This window comes from Labrenzia sp. THAF191a (assembly GCF_009363335.1).
Classification (GTDB): Bacteria; Pseudomonadota; Alphaproteobacteria; order Rhizobiales; family Stappiaceae; genus Roseibium; species Roseibium algicola.
The window spans coordinates 2,662,417-2,677,708 of the sequence record NZ_CP045333.1 but is presented as its reverse complement, the minus strand read 5'-3'; the positions used below and the strand labels follow the sequence as shown (position 1 = coordinate 2,677,708).

The 15,292-nt window shown below is 60.8% G+C and carries 9 protein-coding genes; 4 read left to right on the top strand and 5 right to left on the bottom strand.

Annotated features, from left to right (window positions below; translation table 11 throughout):
* Positions 1 to 57: 57 nt before the first annotated feature.
* Both FIV05_RS12225 and FIV05_RS12220 read left to right on the top strand, forming a co-directional pair.
* Positions 58 to 6,369: a hypothetical protein gene (locus tag FIV05_RS12225; RefSeq protein WP_152509728.1), complete on the top strand. Its 6,312-nt coding sequence runs from the start codon at positions 58 to 60 to the stop codon at positions 6,367 to 6,369.
* Between the two features lie 49 nt (positions 6,370 to 6,418).
* Positions 6,419 to 8,392, top strand: coding sequence for a tetratricopeptide repeat protein (locus FIV05_RS12220; protein ID WP_152509727.1), 1,974 nt, complete (start codon positions 6,419 to 6,421; stop codon positions 8,390 to 8,392).
* Between the two features lie 31 nt (positions 8,393 to 8,423).
* On the opposite strand, the gene FIV05_RS12215 is transcribed toward FIV05_RS12220, so the two are convergent.
* Genes FIV05_RS12215 through FIV05_RS12195 form a run of 5 tightly spaced genes read right to left on the bottom strand, consistent with a single transcriptional unit; the run spans position 8,424 to position 13,011 of the window.
* The gene (locus FIV05_RS12215) at positions 8,424 to 9,542 is read right to left on the bottom strand and encodes a DegT/DnrJ/EryC1/StrS family aminotransferase (protein WP_209009959.1); all 1,119 of its coding nucleotides are present in this window, start codon (positions 9,540 to 9,542) and stop codon (positions 8,424 to 8,426) included.
* The gene (locus FIV05_RS12210) at positions 9,539 to 10,456 is read right to left on the bottom strand and encodes a Gfo/Idh/MocA family oxidoreductase (protein ID WP_152509725.1); all 918 of its coding nucleotides are present in this window, start codon (positions 10,454 to 10,456) and stop codon (positions 9,539 to 9,541) included. The genes FIV05_RS12215 and FIV05_RS12210 overlap by 4 nt, the downstream gene beginning before the upstream one ends.
* Entirely contained in the window at positions 10,453 to 11,784 is a 1,332-nt protein-coding gene (locus FIV05_RS12205) for a glycosyltransferase (RefSeq protein WP_152509724.1), read from the bottom strand. The genes FIV05_RS12210 and FIV05_RS12205 overlap by 4 nt, the downstream gene beginning before the upstream one ends.
* Positions 11,774 to 12,616, bottom strand: a complete 843-nt coding sequence (locus tag FIV05_RS12200) for a 3-keto-5-aminohexanoate cleavage protein (RefSeq protein WP_152509723.1) — start codon at positions 12,614 to 12,616, stop codon at positions 11,774 to 11,776. Before FIV05_RS12200 ends, FIV05_RS12205 begins: the two co-directional genes overlap by 11 nt.
* Entirely contained in the window at positions 12,613 to 13,011 is a 399-nt protein-coding gene (locus tag FIV05_RS12195) for an acyltransferase (protein WP_205838374.1), read from the bottom strand. Before FIV05_RS12195 ends, FIV05_RS12200 begins: the two co-directional genes overlap by 4 nt.
* Before the next feature lie 343 nt (positions 13,012 to 13,354).
* Here FIV05_RS12195 and FIV05_RS12190 point away from each other — a divergent pair, with 343 nt between their 5' ends.
* Positions 13,355 to 14,068 carry a hypothetical protein gene (locus FIV05_RS12190; RefSeq protein ID WP_152509722.1) on the top strand — a complete coding sequence of 238 codons (714 nt, stop codon included), beginning with the start codon at positions 13,355 to 13,357 and terminating at the stop codon, positions 14,066 to 14,068.
* A gap of 136 nt (positions 14,069 to 14,204) precedes the next feature.
* The gene (locus tag FIV05_RS12185; RefSeq protein ID WP_152509721.1) at positions 14,205 to 15,281 is read left to right on the top strand and encodes a hypothetical protein; all 1,077 of its coding nucleotides are present in this window, start codon (positions 14,205 to 14,207) and stop codon (positions 15,279 to 15,281) included.
* The last annotated feature ends 11 nt before the right edge of the window (positions 15,282 to 15,292 follow it).

The following is a 15,292-nucleotide window of genomic DNA, read 5'->3' as shown; positions in this document are numbered from 1 at the left end:
CACGGAAGTTGCTGAGCAGCCTTCGGCCCGCTATGGGGCTTTCTGGAACCTCCTTAAGTGACGACAATCAACGCCACGCCCAGCGCGGCAACCTTCTACGTCTCACCTGCAAGCACGTCGGTGTCTCCGGCCACGGACGAGCCATCTTCCGATACAACTTCCGGACAAACGACGACGGGATCTGGAACCAGCACCCTCACCTCGCCCCAGACGCTCGCCAGTTACGACGCGATCACCTACCAGGAAGTCAGCTCGGACGACGCGGACCATATCCGTGCGCTGACCACCACCCAGATCCGGCAACTGACGGCAGAGGACCTTGCCGCCTTCTCCGCGAGCGAGTTGCAGGCACTGACGGCACCCCAGATCGCCGCCCTTTCGGCCACCCAGATCCAGGAGCTTTCCGGAACACAGATCGAGGCGTTTTCGCCCGGTCAGGTCAAGAGCTTTGCGACATCCGTCCTTGCCGGGTTTTCCGACAGCCAGTTTTCGCATTTCGGCTCTGACGATATTTCCGCACTGACCAGCCTGCAGGTGAAGGCTCTTTCACCCGCGAGAGTGGCGGGCCTGAGCCTTGAACAGTTTTCCGGTATGGCCAGCACCCAGCTTGGCATGCTGAGCGTGTCGCAATTCCGCAATCTGACCGTGGACCAGGTTGCGGCAATGACGGCGGAACAATCCGGCCAGCTGACGACCACCCACATGGGCAGCCTGACGATGCCGCAGGTGAAGGCGATCAGCGTCGACACGCTGCTGTCGCTCGCCAGCACCCAGTTCCGGGCCCTCAGCAGCCAGAGCATCGCCGCACTGACAACGACCCAGTTCAGCGCCCTGACCGCCACCCATATCGGCACGCTGTCGACCACCCAGGTGAAAGGGCTGACACTGCCGGCAATTTCCGCGCTGACGTCCTCCCAGCTTGCCGGGCTCACGGCCCAGCAGGTCTCCGTGCTGTCGACCAGGCAGGTCCAGTCCTTCTCCGAGGACCAGATCCAGACCTTCAGCCCCGGGCAGATCAGGTTTTTTTCCGGGACCTCCATCGGCGCCATGACGACCACGCAGATCGGCGCGCTGACGGCTCCCCAGATTGCAAATTTCAGCAAGGCCCAAATCCAGGGTCTTACCCAGACCCAGACGCGCTACCTGAACGAGACCCAGCTCGGCGCGCTGAACTTCTCACAGATCGGCCAATTGACCCGGACGGCGGTGGCTGCCCTCGGGGCTCAGCAGGTCGCCGCACTGACTGCAGACCAGTTCGCGTCTTTCTCGGCAACGCAGATCACCTCGCTCAACAACGAGGTCATTTCCGGCCTCAGCGAAACCCGCATCGCCAGTCTGACCACGACACAATTCCAGGGACTGACCGCCGGCGACCTGTCGCTGTTTTCCGAAGACCAGTTCAAGGCGCTGACAGAGACCCAGCTGAACGCAATCACCGCGACCCAGGGCAAGGCACTGAAGGAAACCCAGATCGCGCTTCTTACCGGCACACGCCTGAGCGCCCTGTCCAGTTTCGTGATCGCGGGGTTCAACGAGACCCAGTTCGACGCCCTGTCGACCGACCAGATCGGCGCCTTGAGCGTCAACCAGGTGCGCGGCATCGGCACCACGATGATCGCCGCACTGGATGAAACCCAGATCGGTGCACTTGGCTCGCTGCAGGTCCGCTCGCTGACCGCTCCCCAGATGCGGGCCTTTTCCTCCGGACAGCTCCGAACTTTCAGCACCGAGCAGATCGGCTCGATGGGCTATGCTCAGGCGCTAGCCCTGAATGGCACGACAATTCGCCAGCTCGGCAGCGACCAGATCGCCGCCTTCAACAGCACCGCCATCAAGGGCTTTTCCACCACCACGATTGCCGCTCTCGGACCGGAGCAGATGGAAGCGCTGTCGGGCAGCTTCCTGTCGAACCTGTCGACCAGCCAGTTGCGGAGCCTGACCGAAACCGCCTTCGCAAGCCTGAGTGCCGAGCAGTTTGCGGCGCTCGGCAACACGCAACTTGCCGATCTCGCCCCGGCGCAGATCCGCGGTTTGAGTGAAAGCCATATCGCGGCCCTGACGCCAGACAGGCTGGAAAGCCTGACTGCCACTGCCCTGTCGGGCCTGACCGGCTCCCAGATCGGGTTCTTCTCGACGAGCCAGCTCAGCCAGCTTGCCCCGACCCAGATTGCCGGTCTCTCGGGCCAGGCAATCGCCGCCCTTGGAACGGACCAGCTTGCAGCGCTGTCGATAACGCAAGTGGCGGCTCTCACCGGCGCACAGGTGAAAAGCCTGACCGCATCGGCGGTTTCATCGCTGTCGTCCGATCAGTTCCAGGCATTGTCCACCACCCAGATTGCAGCCCTTGCCGGCAACACCGCCGGCCTGACGGATGCTCAGGTTTCCGCCCTGCAGGGCGAGCGCCTGAACGCCCTTTCGGCAGCCGGCATTTCGTCCCTCGGCTCCGGCCAGATCGCCGCTCTGACACCGGACCAGATTGCCGCGCTGAGCAACACACAGGTTTCAGCTCTTTCCAGCACCGCCGTCGGCCAGTTGAGCACGGCGCAATTCGATGCCTTCACGACAACGCAGATCACATCCCTTGTCGCCAATCAGGCCAAGGGCCTGACCCGGGACCAGATGGCCTCCCTGTCGACAACACAGGTGGCAAGCCTTGCACCTGCCGCACTAGGCGCCCTCGACAGCACCCAGACCGAAGTGCTGTCTTCGACCCAGGCGGCCGCGCTGTCTGCCAAACAGATCGGCTCGCTGTCGACGTCCGGGCTTGTCGGCCTGAACAGCGACGTTATTGCGGGGCTTGAGAAAACCCAGATTGCCGGACTGACAGCCACCCAGACCGCATCTCTCGGCGCAACCCAGATCGCCGCATTGTCCGCGGACCAGCTGGCCCAGTTCAGCTCCGTGCAATTGCGTGCCCTGACCCAGACGCAGATGGCGGCGGTGACGGCGACCAAACTCGGCTCTCTGTCGAACGTGCAGTTTGGAGAACTGACGGCAGCCGCAATCGGAGGCTTGCGTGAAGAGACCATCGCCACCCTGACGACGACACAACTCGGCTCCCTGACAACGACACAGATGAAAGGCCTGACCGACGAACAGGTCGATGCGCTATCGCCCGAGCAGATCCTGGCACTGAGCGACAAGCAGATCGGCGCGTTGTCTGCAACGGGTCTTGCAGGTCTTTCCGCCTCTGACGTGTCGGGCCTGACAACAGCCCAGTTGAACGGCCTGACAGGGATTCAGTTGAAGGCCTTGAACGCAACCCAGTTCGAAGCCCTGGTGCCGGATCAGATCGCCGCGCTGACAGCAGCCCAGATCGCCAGTCTCAACGCGGCGCAGGTGACCCGCCTGACAACGGCACAGGTGGAAGCACTGACCACCACCCAAACCGCAGCCCTTTCGGCCACCGGGATCAAGGGTCTGACACGAACCGCAATTGCAACCTTGAGCGATGCCCAGCTGGCCGCCTTGACCGGCACGGCGATGGCGGGTCTCGCCACCACGCAGATCCAGTCTTTCAGCACCGGCCAGATATCCGCCCTGTCGGTAACACAGGTGAAAAGTCTCAGCGCCGGAACGATCGGCGCGCTCAAGGCCACTCAGGCAGCCGCCCTCACCAACGAACAGCTTGCAGCCCTGAGCACCACACAAAGTGCGGGCCTGGGTGATGAAGCCCTTGAAGCCTTTTCGAGTGAGCAGATCGCGGCGCTGTCACGGTCGCAGATCAGCAGTCTGAGCACCGCGGCGCTGACCGGACTAACCACGACACAGACCACTTCCCTCTCCACATCACAGATCAGCGCGCTCACGAGAACTCAGATCGGATCGCTGTCGGCTGATCAGATCGGCGCTTTCACGACCAGCCAGATTGCCGGGCTGACCACCACCCAGGTCAGCGCCATTTCCGGAGACGCTGCTGCAGGCCTGAGCCCGGCGACGACCGCCTCCCTGTCGACAACACAACTGAACGCGCTTTCAGCCGCAGCCTGGAAAGGCCTTGCCCCGGCAGCAGTTTCCGCGCTCTCGACCAGCCAGATATCCAGCCTCGCCGCAATCACCATCGGCCTTTTGAACGGCGATCAGGTCGGTGCGTTATCGACCACGCAGATCGAGAGCCTGTCGAAAACGCAGATGCAGCGGCTTTCCGCCGAAGGTCTCGGCGCCATGAGTGCCGAGCAACTGGGTGCTCTTACCGACAAGCAGATCTCCGGCCTGTCTTCGAAGGCCCTTGCCGGTCTGACCCCGACCCAGGCGGACCAGCTTGGCCCGGGCAAACTGCTGTCGCTGACTTCCGAGCAGATAACGGGGCTCTCCACGAGCGTCATTTCAAGCCTGGCGCCGGGCACGATCGCCAGCCTCAGCACGCATCAGGTAAAGGCCCTCACGGCAAGGCAGACAGGTGCCCTGTCGACTGACCAGGCCGCCGCCCTCACCGGCAATCAGATCGCTGCAATGTCGACTGCCGGTATCGGCGGACTTTCGTCCTCGGTCCTCTCTAGCTTTTCACCGGAACAGATCTCCCGGTTCGATCCGGATCAGGTCGCCGCGCTTGCCCCCGGCGCCCTGGCAGGAAGCGGGACTGCCGTGCTTTCCAGATTGTCCGGGGAGCAGTTTTCCGCATTGACCGCCGGTCAGCTTGCGGCTCTCAAACCAGCGCAGATCGCGTCCCTTGAAAGCGCAACGATAGCCGGACTGGCAACGACACAGATTGCGGGGTTGTCGGCAGCGCAAGTCGGTGCTCTCACGCAGGATCAGATCGGAGCGCTTGGCACACGTCAGGTTGCGGCGCTGACACCTTCCGGCCTGTCCGGTCTGGGGGCCGATCAGTTCTCCTGGTTGTCAGCCGGCCAGCTCGCCATGTTCAGCGGAAAGCATGTTGCCGGGCTTTCGACAACAACGATTGCCGCACTCGATGCAACGAGCCTTGCAGCTTTCTCCGGCGGACAATGGGCGAGCATGACCGCCACCCAGGCTGCAGCCTTGACGGCAACGCAGATCGGCACACTGACGCCACTGCGGGTCTCTCAATTGTCGCTGATCGAGATGGGTGGCCTTTCCAGCTCGGCAGCCGGCGCCCTGTCCGCACCTCAACTGGCCGCGCTGACAACAGGACAGGTTTCGGCCCTGTCCCAAAATGCCGTTTCCGGTCTGAGTGCGGCACAAATCAGTGCACTCTCGGAAGACCAACTCACAGCTCTGACGACCAGCCAGATCGAGGGATTGTCCGGAGCAGCGCTTGCCGGGCTTTCGCCAACGACGCTTGCCACCTTCACAGATCCTCAATTCGGCGCCCTGTCGGCCACTGCGATCAGCGGACTGAGCACCGGCCAGATCGCCTCCCTTTCCAGCGCACGCATCGGCCTTTTGACGCCAGCCGCAGCCGAGGGCCTGACCGGGGCGCAGATCGCGTCCCTGACCTCCGACCAGTTGGCCGCGCTCAAGCCCGCGCAGATCACGGCCCTTTCGGCCAGCGGCATCAAGGGACTGACGGCAGCGCAGCTCTCGCAGTTCAGCCCAGAACAGCTTGGCGCCCTCGGTTCGACCGGACTGGAAGCCCTGACCGCCACCGCCATTGCCGGCCTGACGCTGTCACAACTGAGCTCGCTCACCACCTCGCAGATGGAATATCTGTCGGCGTCGGCGATCTCCGGTCTGAGCGCGGACCAGATCGGCGGTCTGGCGACAACACAACTTCTCGCACTTGCCAGAGAGGCGGTTTCCGGCCTGACGGCAACCCAGATTGGCGCCTTGTCTGCAGACCAGTTCACCGCCTTCACCTCGACCATGATCGGTGCCCTTTTGCCGTCGACGATTGCGGGACTTTCGGAAAACCAGATAGAAGCGCTGACCCTGACCCAGATCAGCGGCCTGAGCGCTGCGCAGGTCGGATCCATTTCCACCAGCGCACTGGCCGGTCTTTCTCCGGATGAAATCGCCGAAATGAGCGCGTCACAACTTGCCGGCCTCGTGCGTGTACAGTTGCGGGCCCTGTCAAACGCGCAATTCACGGCTTTGACCCCATCCCAGATTGCCTCCCTCAGTGCAAACCAGGTTTCCAACCTGACCAGCAGTGAAATCTCGATCCTGTCCTCTACCCAGTTCGGAGCACTGACTTCGCGCCAGGTCGGAGCGCTGACGGTCACGCAGCTTGGTGCCCTGGCACCGGAGCGCATCGGAGCCATGTCCTACGCCCAGCTGTCCGGCCTCACCGGAACCCAGATCCGTTCGCTCAGCGCGCAGGCGATCGCTGCCCTTGGCCCGCAGTCGATCGAAGCGCTCGACGCCGACCAGATCGGACACTTCACAGAGACACAGATCGCGACCATGACACCTGAGCAAATCGCCGCCATGGCTGTAGCGGTCTCCTGATCCTTGCGCCATCATTCCGACTCACCAGACACACCCAGGACCGCCACGAATGGCAAATGAAACCAGCCTGTCGATCGTCGAACTCATCGGTGCGGCCGAGGCCCTGAAAGGCAACGGCTCCTTTGGAGCCGCGGAAGTTCTTTATGGCACCTGGGTGGCACAGAACCCGGATGACCCACTGCTGTATGCAGTGCTTTTCAACCAGTCTGTGCTGTTTTCCGAAACCGGCAAGCTGGCGGCTGCGCGCGAGACACTGGAGCGGGCGCTGAACCTCAATCCGAGCTTTCATGCGGCCCATATCAACCTCGGCCGCGTTCTGGAACAGCAGGGGGATATTGGCGCGGCCGTTGGCCAGTGGAACACAGTGCTGGAACAGACCCTTGCGGTGACGCCGGCTTCGCTCTCCGTTCGGCTGACGGCCCTCAACCAGATTGCCCGCACGCTGGAAGCCGCCAACCAGGACATTCTAGCCGAAAGCATGCTGCGCCAGAGCCTGGAACTCGACCCGCACCAACGGGAAGTCGCGCAGCATTTCATTGCCCTTCGGCAGCGCCAGTGCGAGTGGCCGGTGGTGCAGCCGCTGGAACGGGTAACGCCTTCACAGCAGGTGCGGGCCATGTCGCCCCTTTCGGCCGCGGCCCTCAGCGACGACCCGCTGTTTCAGCTTGGCCTTTGCGCCGACTACAGCCGCCAGGACGTCGGAACGCCCTCCGCCCCCATGAAGACATGGCCAAAGGCCATGGAGCACGACGGCCCGCTGCGGATCGGTTACCTGTCGTCCGATCTTCGCGAACACGCCGTCGGCCACCTGATGGCGGAAGTGTTCGGCCTGCATGAGCGGTCCAAGGTCGAGGTCTTCGCCTATGATTGCGGCCCGGCAGCGGATGATCCGCTCAGCCGGAATTTCCGGGAAACCACCGACAACTGGCGCACCATTTCCGGCATCGACGACGAAGCTGCCGCGCGGTTGATCGCCGAAGACGGCATCCAGATCCTGATCGACGTAAACGGCTATACCCGGGAAGGCCGCACGCGGCTGGTCGCACTGTGTCCGGCTCCGGTCATCGTCAATTGGCTCGGTTTTCCAGGCACGACGGCCAGTCCGTTCCATCACTATATCGTCGCCGACGACATCATTATTCCGCAGGACCACGAGATCTATTACTCCGAAGAGGTTCTGCGCCTGCCCTGCTACCAGCCGAACAACCGCAAGCGCGTCGTTTCCGAGCGCATCTGGCAACGCTCCGATTTCGGACTGCCCGAAGACGGCACGGTGTTCTGCTGCTTCAACGGCAGCCACAAGATCACGCGGTTCTGCCTGGACCGCTGGTTCGCCATCCTGAAGAAGGTACCGGGAAGCGTTCTCTGGCTGCTGACCGGCGGCACGGAAACCGACCAGCGTCTCAAGGCTTGTGCCGAAGCGGCAGGCATTGCTCCGGACAGGCTGGTTTTTGCCGGGAAGATGGCCAACGCAGACCATCTGGCACGTTATCCGCTTGCCGACCTCTTCCTCGACACCACCCCCTATGGCGCCCATACCACCGCCTCCGATGCCCTCTGGATGGGCGTGCCGGTCCTCACGATTGCCGGAAAATGTTTCGCCGCACGGGTCTGTGCGAGCCTGGTCAGCGCCGCCGGTCTTCAGGAGCTCGTCTGTCCGACGCCGGAGGATTACGTGAAACGCGCAGCAGACCTCGGCAAGGACCGCCAAGCGCTGCGGGATCTTCGTCAACGCCTGACCGAAAGCCGGGACGACTGCCTCCTCTTCGACACGCCGCTTCTGGTTTCGAAACTGGAAGGTCTTTATGCTGAAATGTGGCAGGCGTGCCGCAGCAATACGCTGCCAAAACCCGATCTCAGCGATCTGGACGCCTTGCTCGAAGTTGCCACCGGCATCGACCACGAAACGACAGACATGCTGGCCGTGGACGATTATCCCGCCAACTGGCGCGATCTTCTCATCGCACGGCACGAGGCAAGGCCATTGTTCAGCCGCCGGTTTCTGGACTTTACCGGGGCCTGACCAACATCAGCCTCGGGAACGAGTGGGGAGTTCAGGCTTGGACGAGTGCGCCAAGTCGTTCCACGGTGAGGTTCACCTGCTCGTCCGCCAATCCCGGATGTATGGGCAGACACAGGATCCTTTTTGCCAGCATGGACGCAGTTTCGAGGCGACCGGACCGGCGGCAATGCTGCAGAACCGGCTGGTCGTGCAGCGGAGCGGGATAATGAACTGCCGTTTCTATGCCTACCTCGCGCAAACCTCTGGAAAGCGCTTCGCGATCCTCCAGAACGACGGCATATTGCGAACGGGCACTGCCTGCCATGTCCGGACTGCGGACATAATCCAAACGACCAGTCTCCCGGAGTGGTTCGAGGAGCCTGTCGTATAGCGCACCGATATTGCGGCGGCGATCCAACGCCTTAGTGAACCGGTCGAGCCGTGCAAGCAGGGCAGCGGCGGCGATCGAACTCATCCTGCCGTTCATCCCCAGCCGCAGGTGATGGTACTTGCCGCCTTGTCCATGGTCACGGATCTCGCGAAGCACGCAGGCAAGCGCCTCATCATTGGTGAAGACCGCTCCGCCGTCCCCTGCCCCGCCGAGCACCTTCGTCGGAAAAAAACTGGTGCATCCGAGCCCCGCCAGATTGCCGCTCCGCCTGTCTTCCAACCCCGCCCCCAGGCTCTGGGCAGCGTCTTCGATCACCGGGATTCCATGCCTTTCGGCAATCGAATTGATGGCTTCGAAGTTGGCAGGCAGTCCAAAAAGCGAGACCGCGACGATGGCCTTTGTGCGACTGGAAATCGCTGTTTCCAGTTCATCCGGGTCAAGCAGGCCGGACGGGTGCAGGACGTCTACCAGAACCGGCTCCGCACCGAGCACAAGAGCGCCTTCAGCCGGCGCGACAAAGGTAAAGTCCGGAACAATGACTTCATCACCCGGCCCAATACCGAGAGCCATCATGGCCATTTGCAGGGCCGTCGTTCCCGACGCACAGGCGACTGCAAACCTTGCCCCAGTTATCCCGGCAAGTTGTTGTTCCAACTCGGCAATTTCCGGACCGCCGACAAAACGCCCATGTGAGAACACCCTGTCGATACCTTCCAGAGCCTTGGCCCGGACAGGTTGCCATTCGGAAACCACATCGGCGAAGGGAACAATCACCTTCACGCCGCACCTCCCGGTGGCCTTGTGATCTCGAGTGTGCATCGTCTGATTGCGTCCGACAGTCGAAGTACAGCGAGCGCCTCTTCAGCTGTCGCCAGTTCAGCCGCGTTACCTGCTCTGCTCATGACAAAAACTTCGGCCTGCCGCGTCAGCGGATCCGGCCGCCCGTCTGGCGACAACGCAAGAAGGTCGAAACAGCGCGTTTCATCTCCGTCCAGCCAGACATCAAGGCTGCGCTTCCGTTCGCTGGCTCCAAGAACCGCAGCCAGCTCATAGGATCTGTCGCCAAAACCGAGACGGCAGCAGACATAATCCAGGCAGCCTGCCGTCCTGCGGCACTCCAGCACCGTTATCTCGCAGTCGCTTGTTCCCTCGAGTTTCACGATCCAGTCCAGATCATGCACCATCAGGTCGGCGATCACGTCCGGGCCGCCGGCGACGCTTTGCATCCTGGACAGCCGCTGTACGCGCACCTTGCCTGAACGCTTGCGCAAGGCGGCCATGGTGCTTTCGATGGCCGGGTTGAAACGTTCGACCTGCGCGACCGATAGCCTGGCGCCGCCGGCGCGAGCCGCGGCAATCATCGTCTCTATCTCTCCCGGGCACAGGGACAAAGGTTTTTCGACAAGGCAATCGATGCCGCGCGCGAGCAACGGAATGGCAGCCTCGGCATGCCTTTCGACAGGGACCGCAATAACGGCAGCTGCAAAGTCGTTGGCGAGACCATCGACCGATCGCGCGAAGGGGATCCCGTTTGCAGCAATCTCTTTGCCCTCGTCTTCATCGACGATACCGACAAGAGAAACGCAGGGCATTTTGGTCAGGCATTCCAGATGGAGCTGGCCCATCTTGCCAAGACCAACCAGCAGCACGCGCAATGGTTCCTCGGAGACAATTTCGGCAAGATGCAGGGTCACGATTTCGGCTTCCTGAAGGACGCGATCTGCCGGCGGCACGGCTTGAGAACTTGCTTCTCAAACCCCTGCCAGGCCATCCGGACAGCCAATCCTGGAAATCTGTGTCTTTCCAGTTCCCTCTTCAGATCCTGCAGTTCCCTCTTCAGGCCCGGCACTTCTCGTTCCAGTTCAGCGATCCTCGCCTTGTGTCGCGCATCATTGTTGGCAGCTACTGCCGCATCCCGCTCCAACTGAGCTTTCGCCGCCCTGAGGTCTGCATCGGCCAGGTTTTTGCAATGTTCCGCCTGTTCCTTTGCCTTCACCCGCGGTGCAAGCTGACTGACATAGCGCGATGCGGAGGTCAGTCTCTCGCCATCGTGCAGCGTACCGCCAACATCACTCCAGCGTTCAATGGTCCTGTAGTAGATTTCCAGCCATCGATCCACGGCTGCTTCCAGGCCGGCGTTCGCCCTGACCCACTGTGTCACCACGCGCGCATCCGATGCGTCGTAACGCTCCAGTTCACGCTCGATCTTGTCCTGATGCAAAAGCTGGTTTTGCAAGGTTCGGATGCCGAAATTCAATCCGCGCATGCTTTGCAGATTGGAGGAGCTGACAAGTCCGCCAAGTTGACCGTAATCCATGACGACAACGGAGCATCCGGATGCCATTGCCTCGATTGCAGCGCGCGCCTTTGCAAAGACAACGTCATAGTCCGCCAGGATGGTCTCCGGGTGCACGGCAGACCGACCGGAGTTCTGTCCAACGATATCGACGCGTTCGATACCCATGCGGGTGCAGGCGTCTCGTATCGCCTTCGGGACCTGAGCCGCAGAATTGCTGAAGACAAGTGCGGACTTCGGCTTGTCCGGAAGGTCCCGCACCTTTCTGAAGCGGTCGAGATCGACAAAATTATGCAGGACCGAGATCTGGTCAGCCGGTACGCCCGCACTGGTCAGAAGACGTTCCCGGCACAGGTCATCAACCGCGACATAGTGCAGGATGTTCGGGAAGACCGGTGGCCATTCCTGCCAGGGAATCCAGCCGTGACAGGTATAGGTGACCGGCACTTGCGGAAAACGAAGCGCGGCCGTCATCGTTTCCAGATGATGCTGCCCGTGGATCACATCGGGCACCGCGGACAGGTCCCGCAGGTCGTCAACGACAGGAATGGTCGCCGCTCGGAGACGGTCGGCAACCGGGCCAAGGCTCTGGCTGTAGGCGACCGGGAAGTGCCCGCGCCGCATGAGGGACAGCGCCAGATCCCTGAGATAAAGCTCCGACCCGGCTGGTTGATCCAGCGTGTTGTTGGTCATCAGGATCCGGAGCGGACGACGGTCAGCCTGCATGAGGCGTCATCCCAAGCGCTTCGCGAACCTGGGAGGCAGAGGCAAACCGCTTGCCAAGGAGCGTACAGAGCTCGCCTACCCGGCTAACCAGTTTCTCGTTCGTAGCCGGTTGCGTTCTGTCCGCGTCAAGCCACAGAAAATCCTCCAGACCGGTGCGCACACCGTTTCCGAACAAGAGCCCCAGCGTGTTGGCGGCAAGCTGGCTTTCGCCGATCCCGCCTGCACACCAGACGGATTCTGGAGGCAGATCCTGCGTGATCGCCGCCAGATGCAGGGGCGTTACCTGTGCACTGCTGAGATTTCCGAGCAGCAGGTTGAAATAGAAGGGAGGCTTCAATATCCCGCGGTCTGCAAGATACCTGGCATAATTCACCATGCCCGCATCAAAGACCTCCAGCTCGGGACGAATGCCGCGGTCTCCCATGGTCTTTGCAAGACGGACAACCATGTCCGGTGCATTGATACTTTCGGTGCGGGCAAAATTCAGCGAGGACAGCGTGAGGCTGGCCATGTCGGGCCTTAGGTCCCCTGTCAGCAGCAAGGGGTCTGAACGTTGTTCGAACTCCGGGAAGTTCCGACCGCTGAGGGACACGCAGATGATCACATCCGGGTGCGTTTCCCGGATACCTGCAATGATCCGCCCGTATATGTCTTTCCGGAATGTTGGCCGGCCATCCTCGTCTCTTGCATGAATGTGCAGGATCGTCGCGCCAAGGTCCGCACACAGGCGGCAGTCGGCGATGATCTCGTCCGGCGACAGCGGCACGGCCGACGACATGGCACGGGTCGGCACCATTCCCGTGGGTGCAAGATTCAGGATCAGGTCCTTCATGGGGATTTCTGAGCTTGCCTGTCCTGTCCGTCAGATCTGACACGAGCCGGATTACCAACCACGAGGGCACCCGGAGGAACGTCTCTGGTCACAACACTGCCCGCACCGACAACTGCGTTTGCGCCGACACGAACACCCGGAAGAATTCGGCTGCCACCACCGATCTTCGCTCCGCGCTCGATATAAGGATAGACCATCGGTCCGCCTTTCAGCTTGTCGTTGAGCGTGACGACTTGCGGGCCGATGAAGACGTCATCTTCAACAGTAACCCCGCGTGTAATATGGCAGCCGGTCTGAATGGAGACGTTATCGCCAATGACACATTCGCAAATATTGCAATGCGACCCGATAGTAGTTCCAGAACCAATGCTTGCATTCTTGTGAATTATGGTCATGGAACCGACACGTGTACCGGGTCCTATTTTGACGTTTTCCTGCACCTCCGTGAGTGAGGCATTGTAAAAAAGCACGTCGGGAAAACGTTCTTCTGGCGTTTCGGATTGGCTCATGTGATTTGACGGGGCTGTTGTTGTTGTTTTTGAAGATCAGGTTTGCGGAACAATGGCATAGCCGTTGACGGCGTGAAAGGTCAAAAGCTTTCAAATACGCCTTTGCCGCAGGTGCTGTTTCGCGGTAGTCCACATGCCCGTTCCCGTCCTGTGCAGACAGGAAAAACACCACGAACCGCGAGACCTGACACCTTCACACGGAACGTGTTGCGGGCAGACAGACAGGGCAATGAAGACAGCATCGGATCAGGAAAAGACAAACGTCCAGCGCCTTGGCGAGAAGATGGCGCTCGACCACGGATTTCTTGGCGTGCCGACCCAGACCTTCGATGAAGGTGGCAGACGTCAGTTCGCAGAGCTCCTGCGCGAAGGCTTGTCGCCGGAAACGAGCCTGCTGGAAATCGGCTGCGGTTGTCTGCGGACCGCCTACTGGCTGATTCCCTTTCTTGGAGAGCGAAACTACTGTGGTATCGAACCGCACCGCGACAGGGTGCGTTGGGGACTTGATCTGTTGTTTGATGATCAGGTCCTTCGACAAAGACAGCCGCGTTTCGACCACAATGCCGAATTCGACCTGTTCGTGTTCGGTAAAAAGTTCGACATGGTTCTGGCGGGGTCCATCTGGACCCATTGCAGCAAGTCTCATATCCGCACGATGCTGGAGGGTTTTCTCCAGAACTCGAGCGAGAATGCGGTTTTCCTCGTTTCCTATCTCCCTGCGAGGTCCCCGGAAGAGGACTACAACGGCACAGCATGGGTCGGCACCAGCCATGTTTCCGATGAACCGGGGATCGTTCGCCACAGCAAGTCCTGGATCGACACCGAGTGCACCAGTCTCGGACTTCGTGTGGATTTTCTAGACAGGAAGGCCTTCGACGGACAACTCTGGCTGCGGGTACAACGGGCATCCAGCATCGGCTTTCCCGGCCGTCTTCAAGACTGAGCAGCTTCACGCCGTCCACGAAACACGCCGCAAGCATGTGGAACCATGACGTTTCGGCAAGCGCGTTGTAATTGTATTTCCAAGAAGACTTGCTAAATAAGAATCACTTTGAAAAATTTTTATCCGGAAGGGGCCCATGGCGGATTTCAGCGCTCAGATTGAAAAGTCGAAAAAGGAAGTTGCCGCCGCGAGGCAGAAGATCGACGAGCTGACCTCGAAGATCGAAACCGCGAAGTCCAAGCTGGACACCGGGCAGGACATTTCCATCGACATCGAGAACGCGTCCCTGGACGATGTTCACAAGCACACCGAGCTCATGGGCGCCAACATCGCCGAGCTCATCATGGGTCTTGACGATGTTACCGCGACCTTCTCCAAGGACTTCGATGCCATGCGCACGAAGACCGGATGGGAAAGCTTCATCGGCATCTTTTCCAAGCAGCGCTCCGACAGCATCCGCCAGGAACGCATGCGCTCCGCCAGCATCGACGACAAGCTTCAGGACCTGATCACCAAGTCCAATGTCATCGGACAGCTGCTGCAGGAACAGCTCAACACGCTGAACGAACATTCCCAGCGCGTGGAAACCAACCTCAGCGAAACGCTGAGCCAGCGCGAACAGACAGTCGGCACCCTGGAAGAAATCAAGGCCAAGCTTGTGGCCATGGATCCGGATGTGATTGCTCTGGAAAACAAGATTTCCGTGGAGACCGATGCCTCCGAGCGCACCAAGCTGGAGAGCCAGCTGGCGGAGATGAATGCCGAATACAACCGCCTGGCCCAGGAAGAGCAGGTCAAGCTGGCCGAGAGCCAGACGCTGGAACGCTACATCGAAAAGGGCAAGACCTGGGTCGACAGCCTTCAGAACCAGGCGGCCACCCAGATGGTGCTGATCAACAAGCTGCAGACGGACACAAAACAGCGCGTCGTGCTTTACGATGCGCTTGTGAAATCCCTCAAGACGGCCCAGCAGCAGGATATCGCCCACAAGATCAACGAGATCGGCGTGGCCACCGACAAGGAAGCCCAGTCCGCCATGGCCGCCATCGGCTCGGCAACCAACCAGCGCATGGCCGACATGATGGAAGCCCATGAGGACCACATGGTGTTCGCCCGCAAGGTGCTGGAGGAAAAGGCCAAGTCGGACGAGCGTTTCGCGCGCCGGTTCCAGCAGATCGTCGAGAAGCACGACAAGAACACGTACGGGGCCTGAGGGTCTGAACC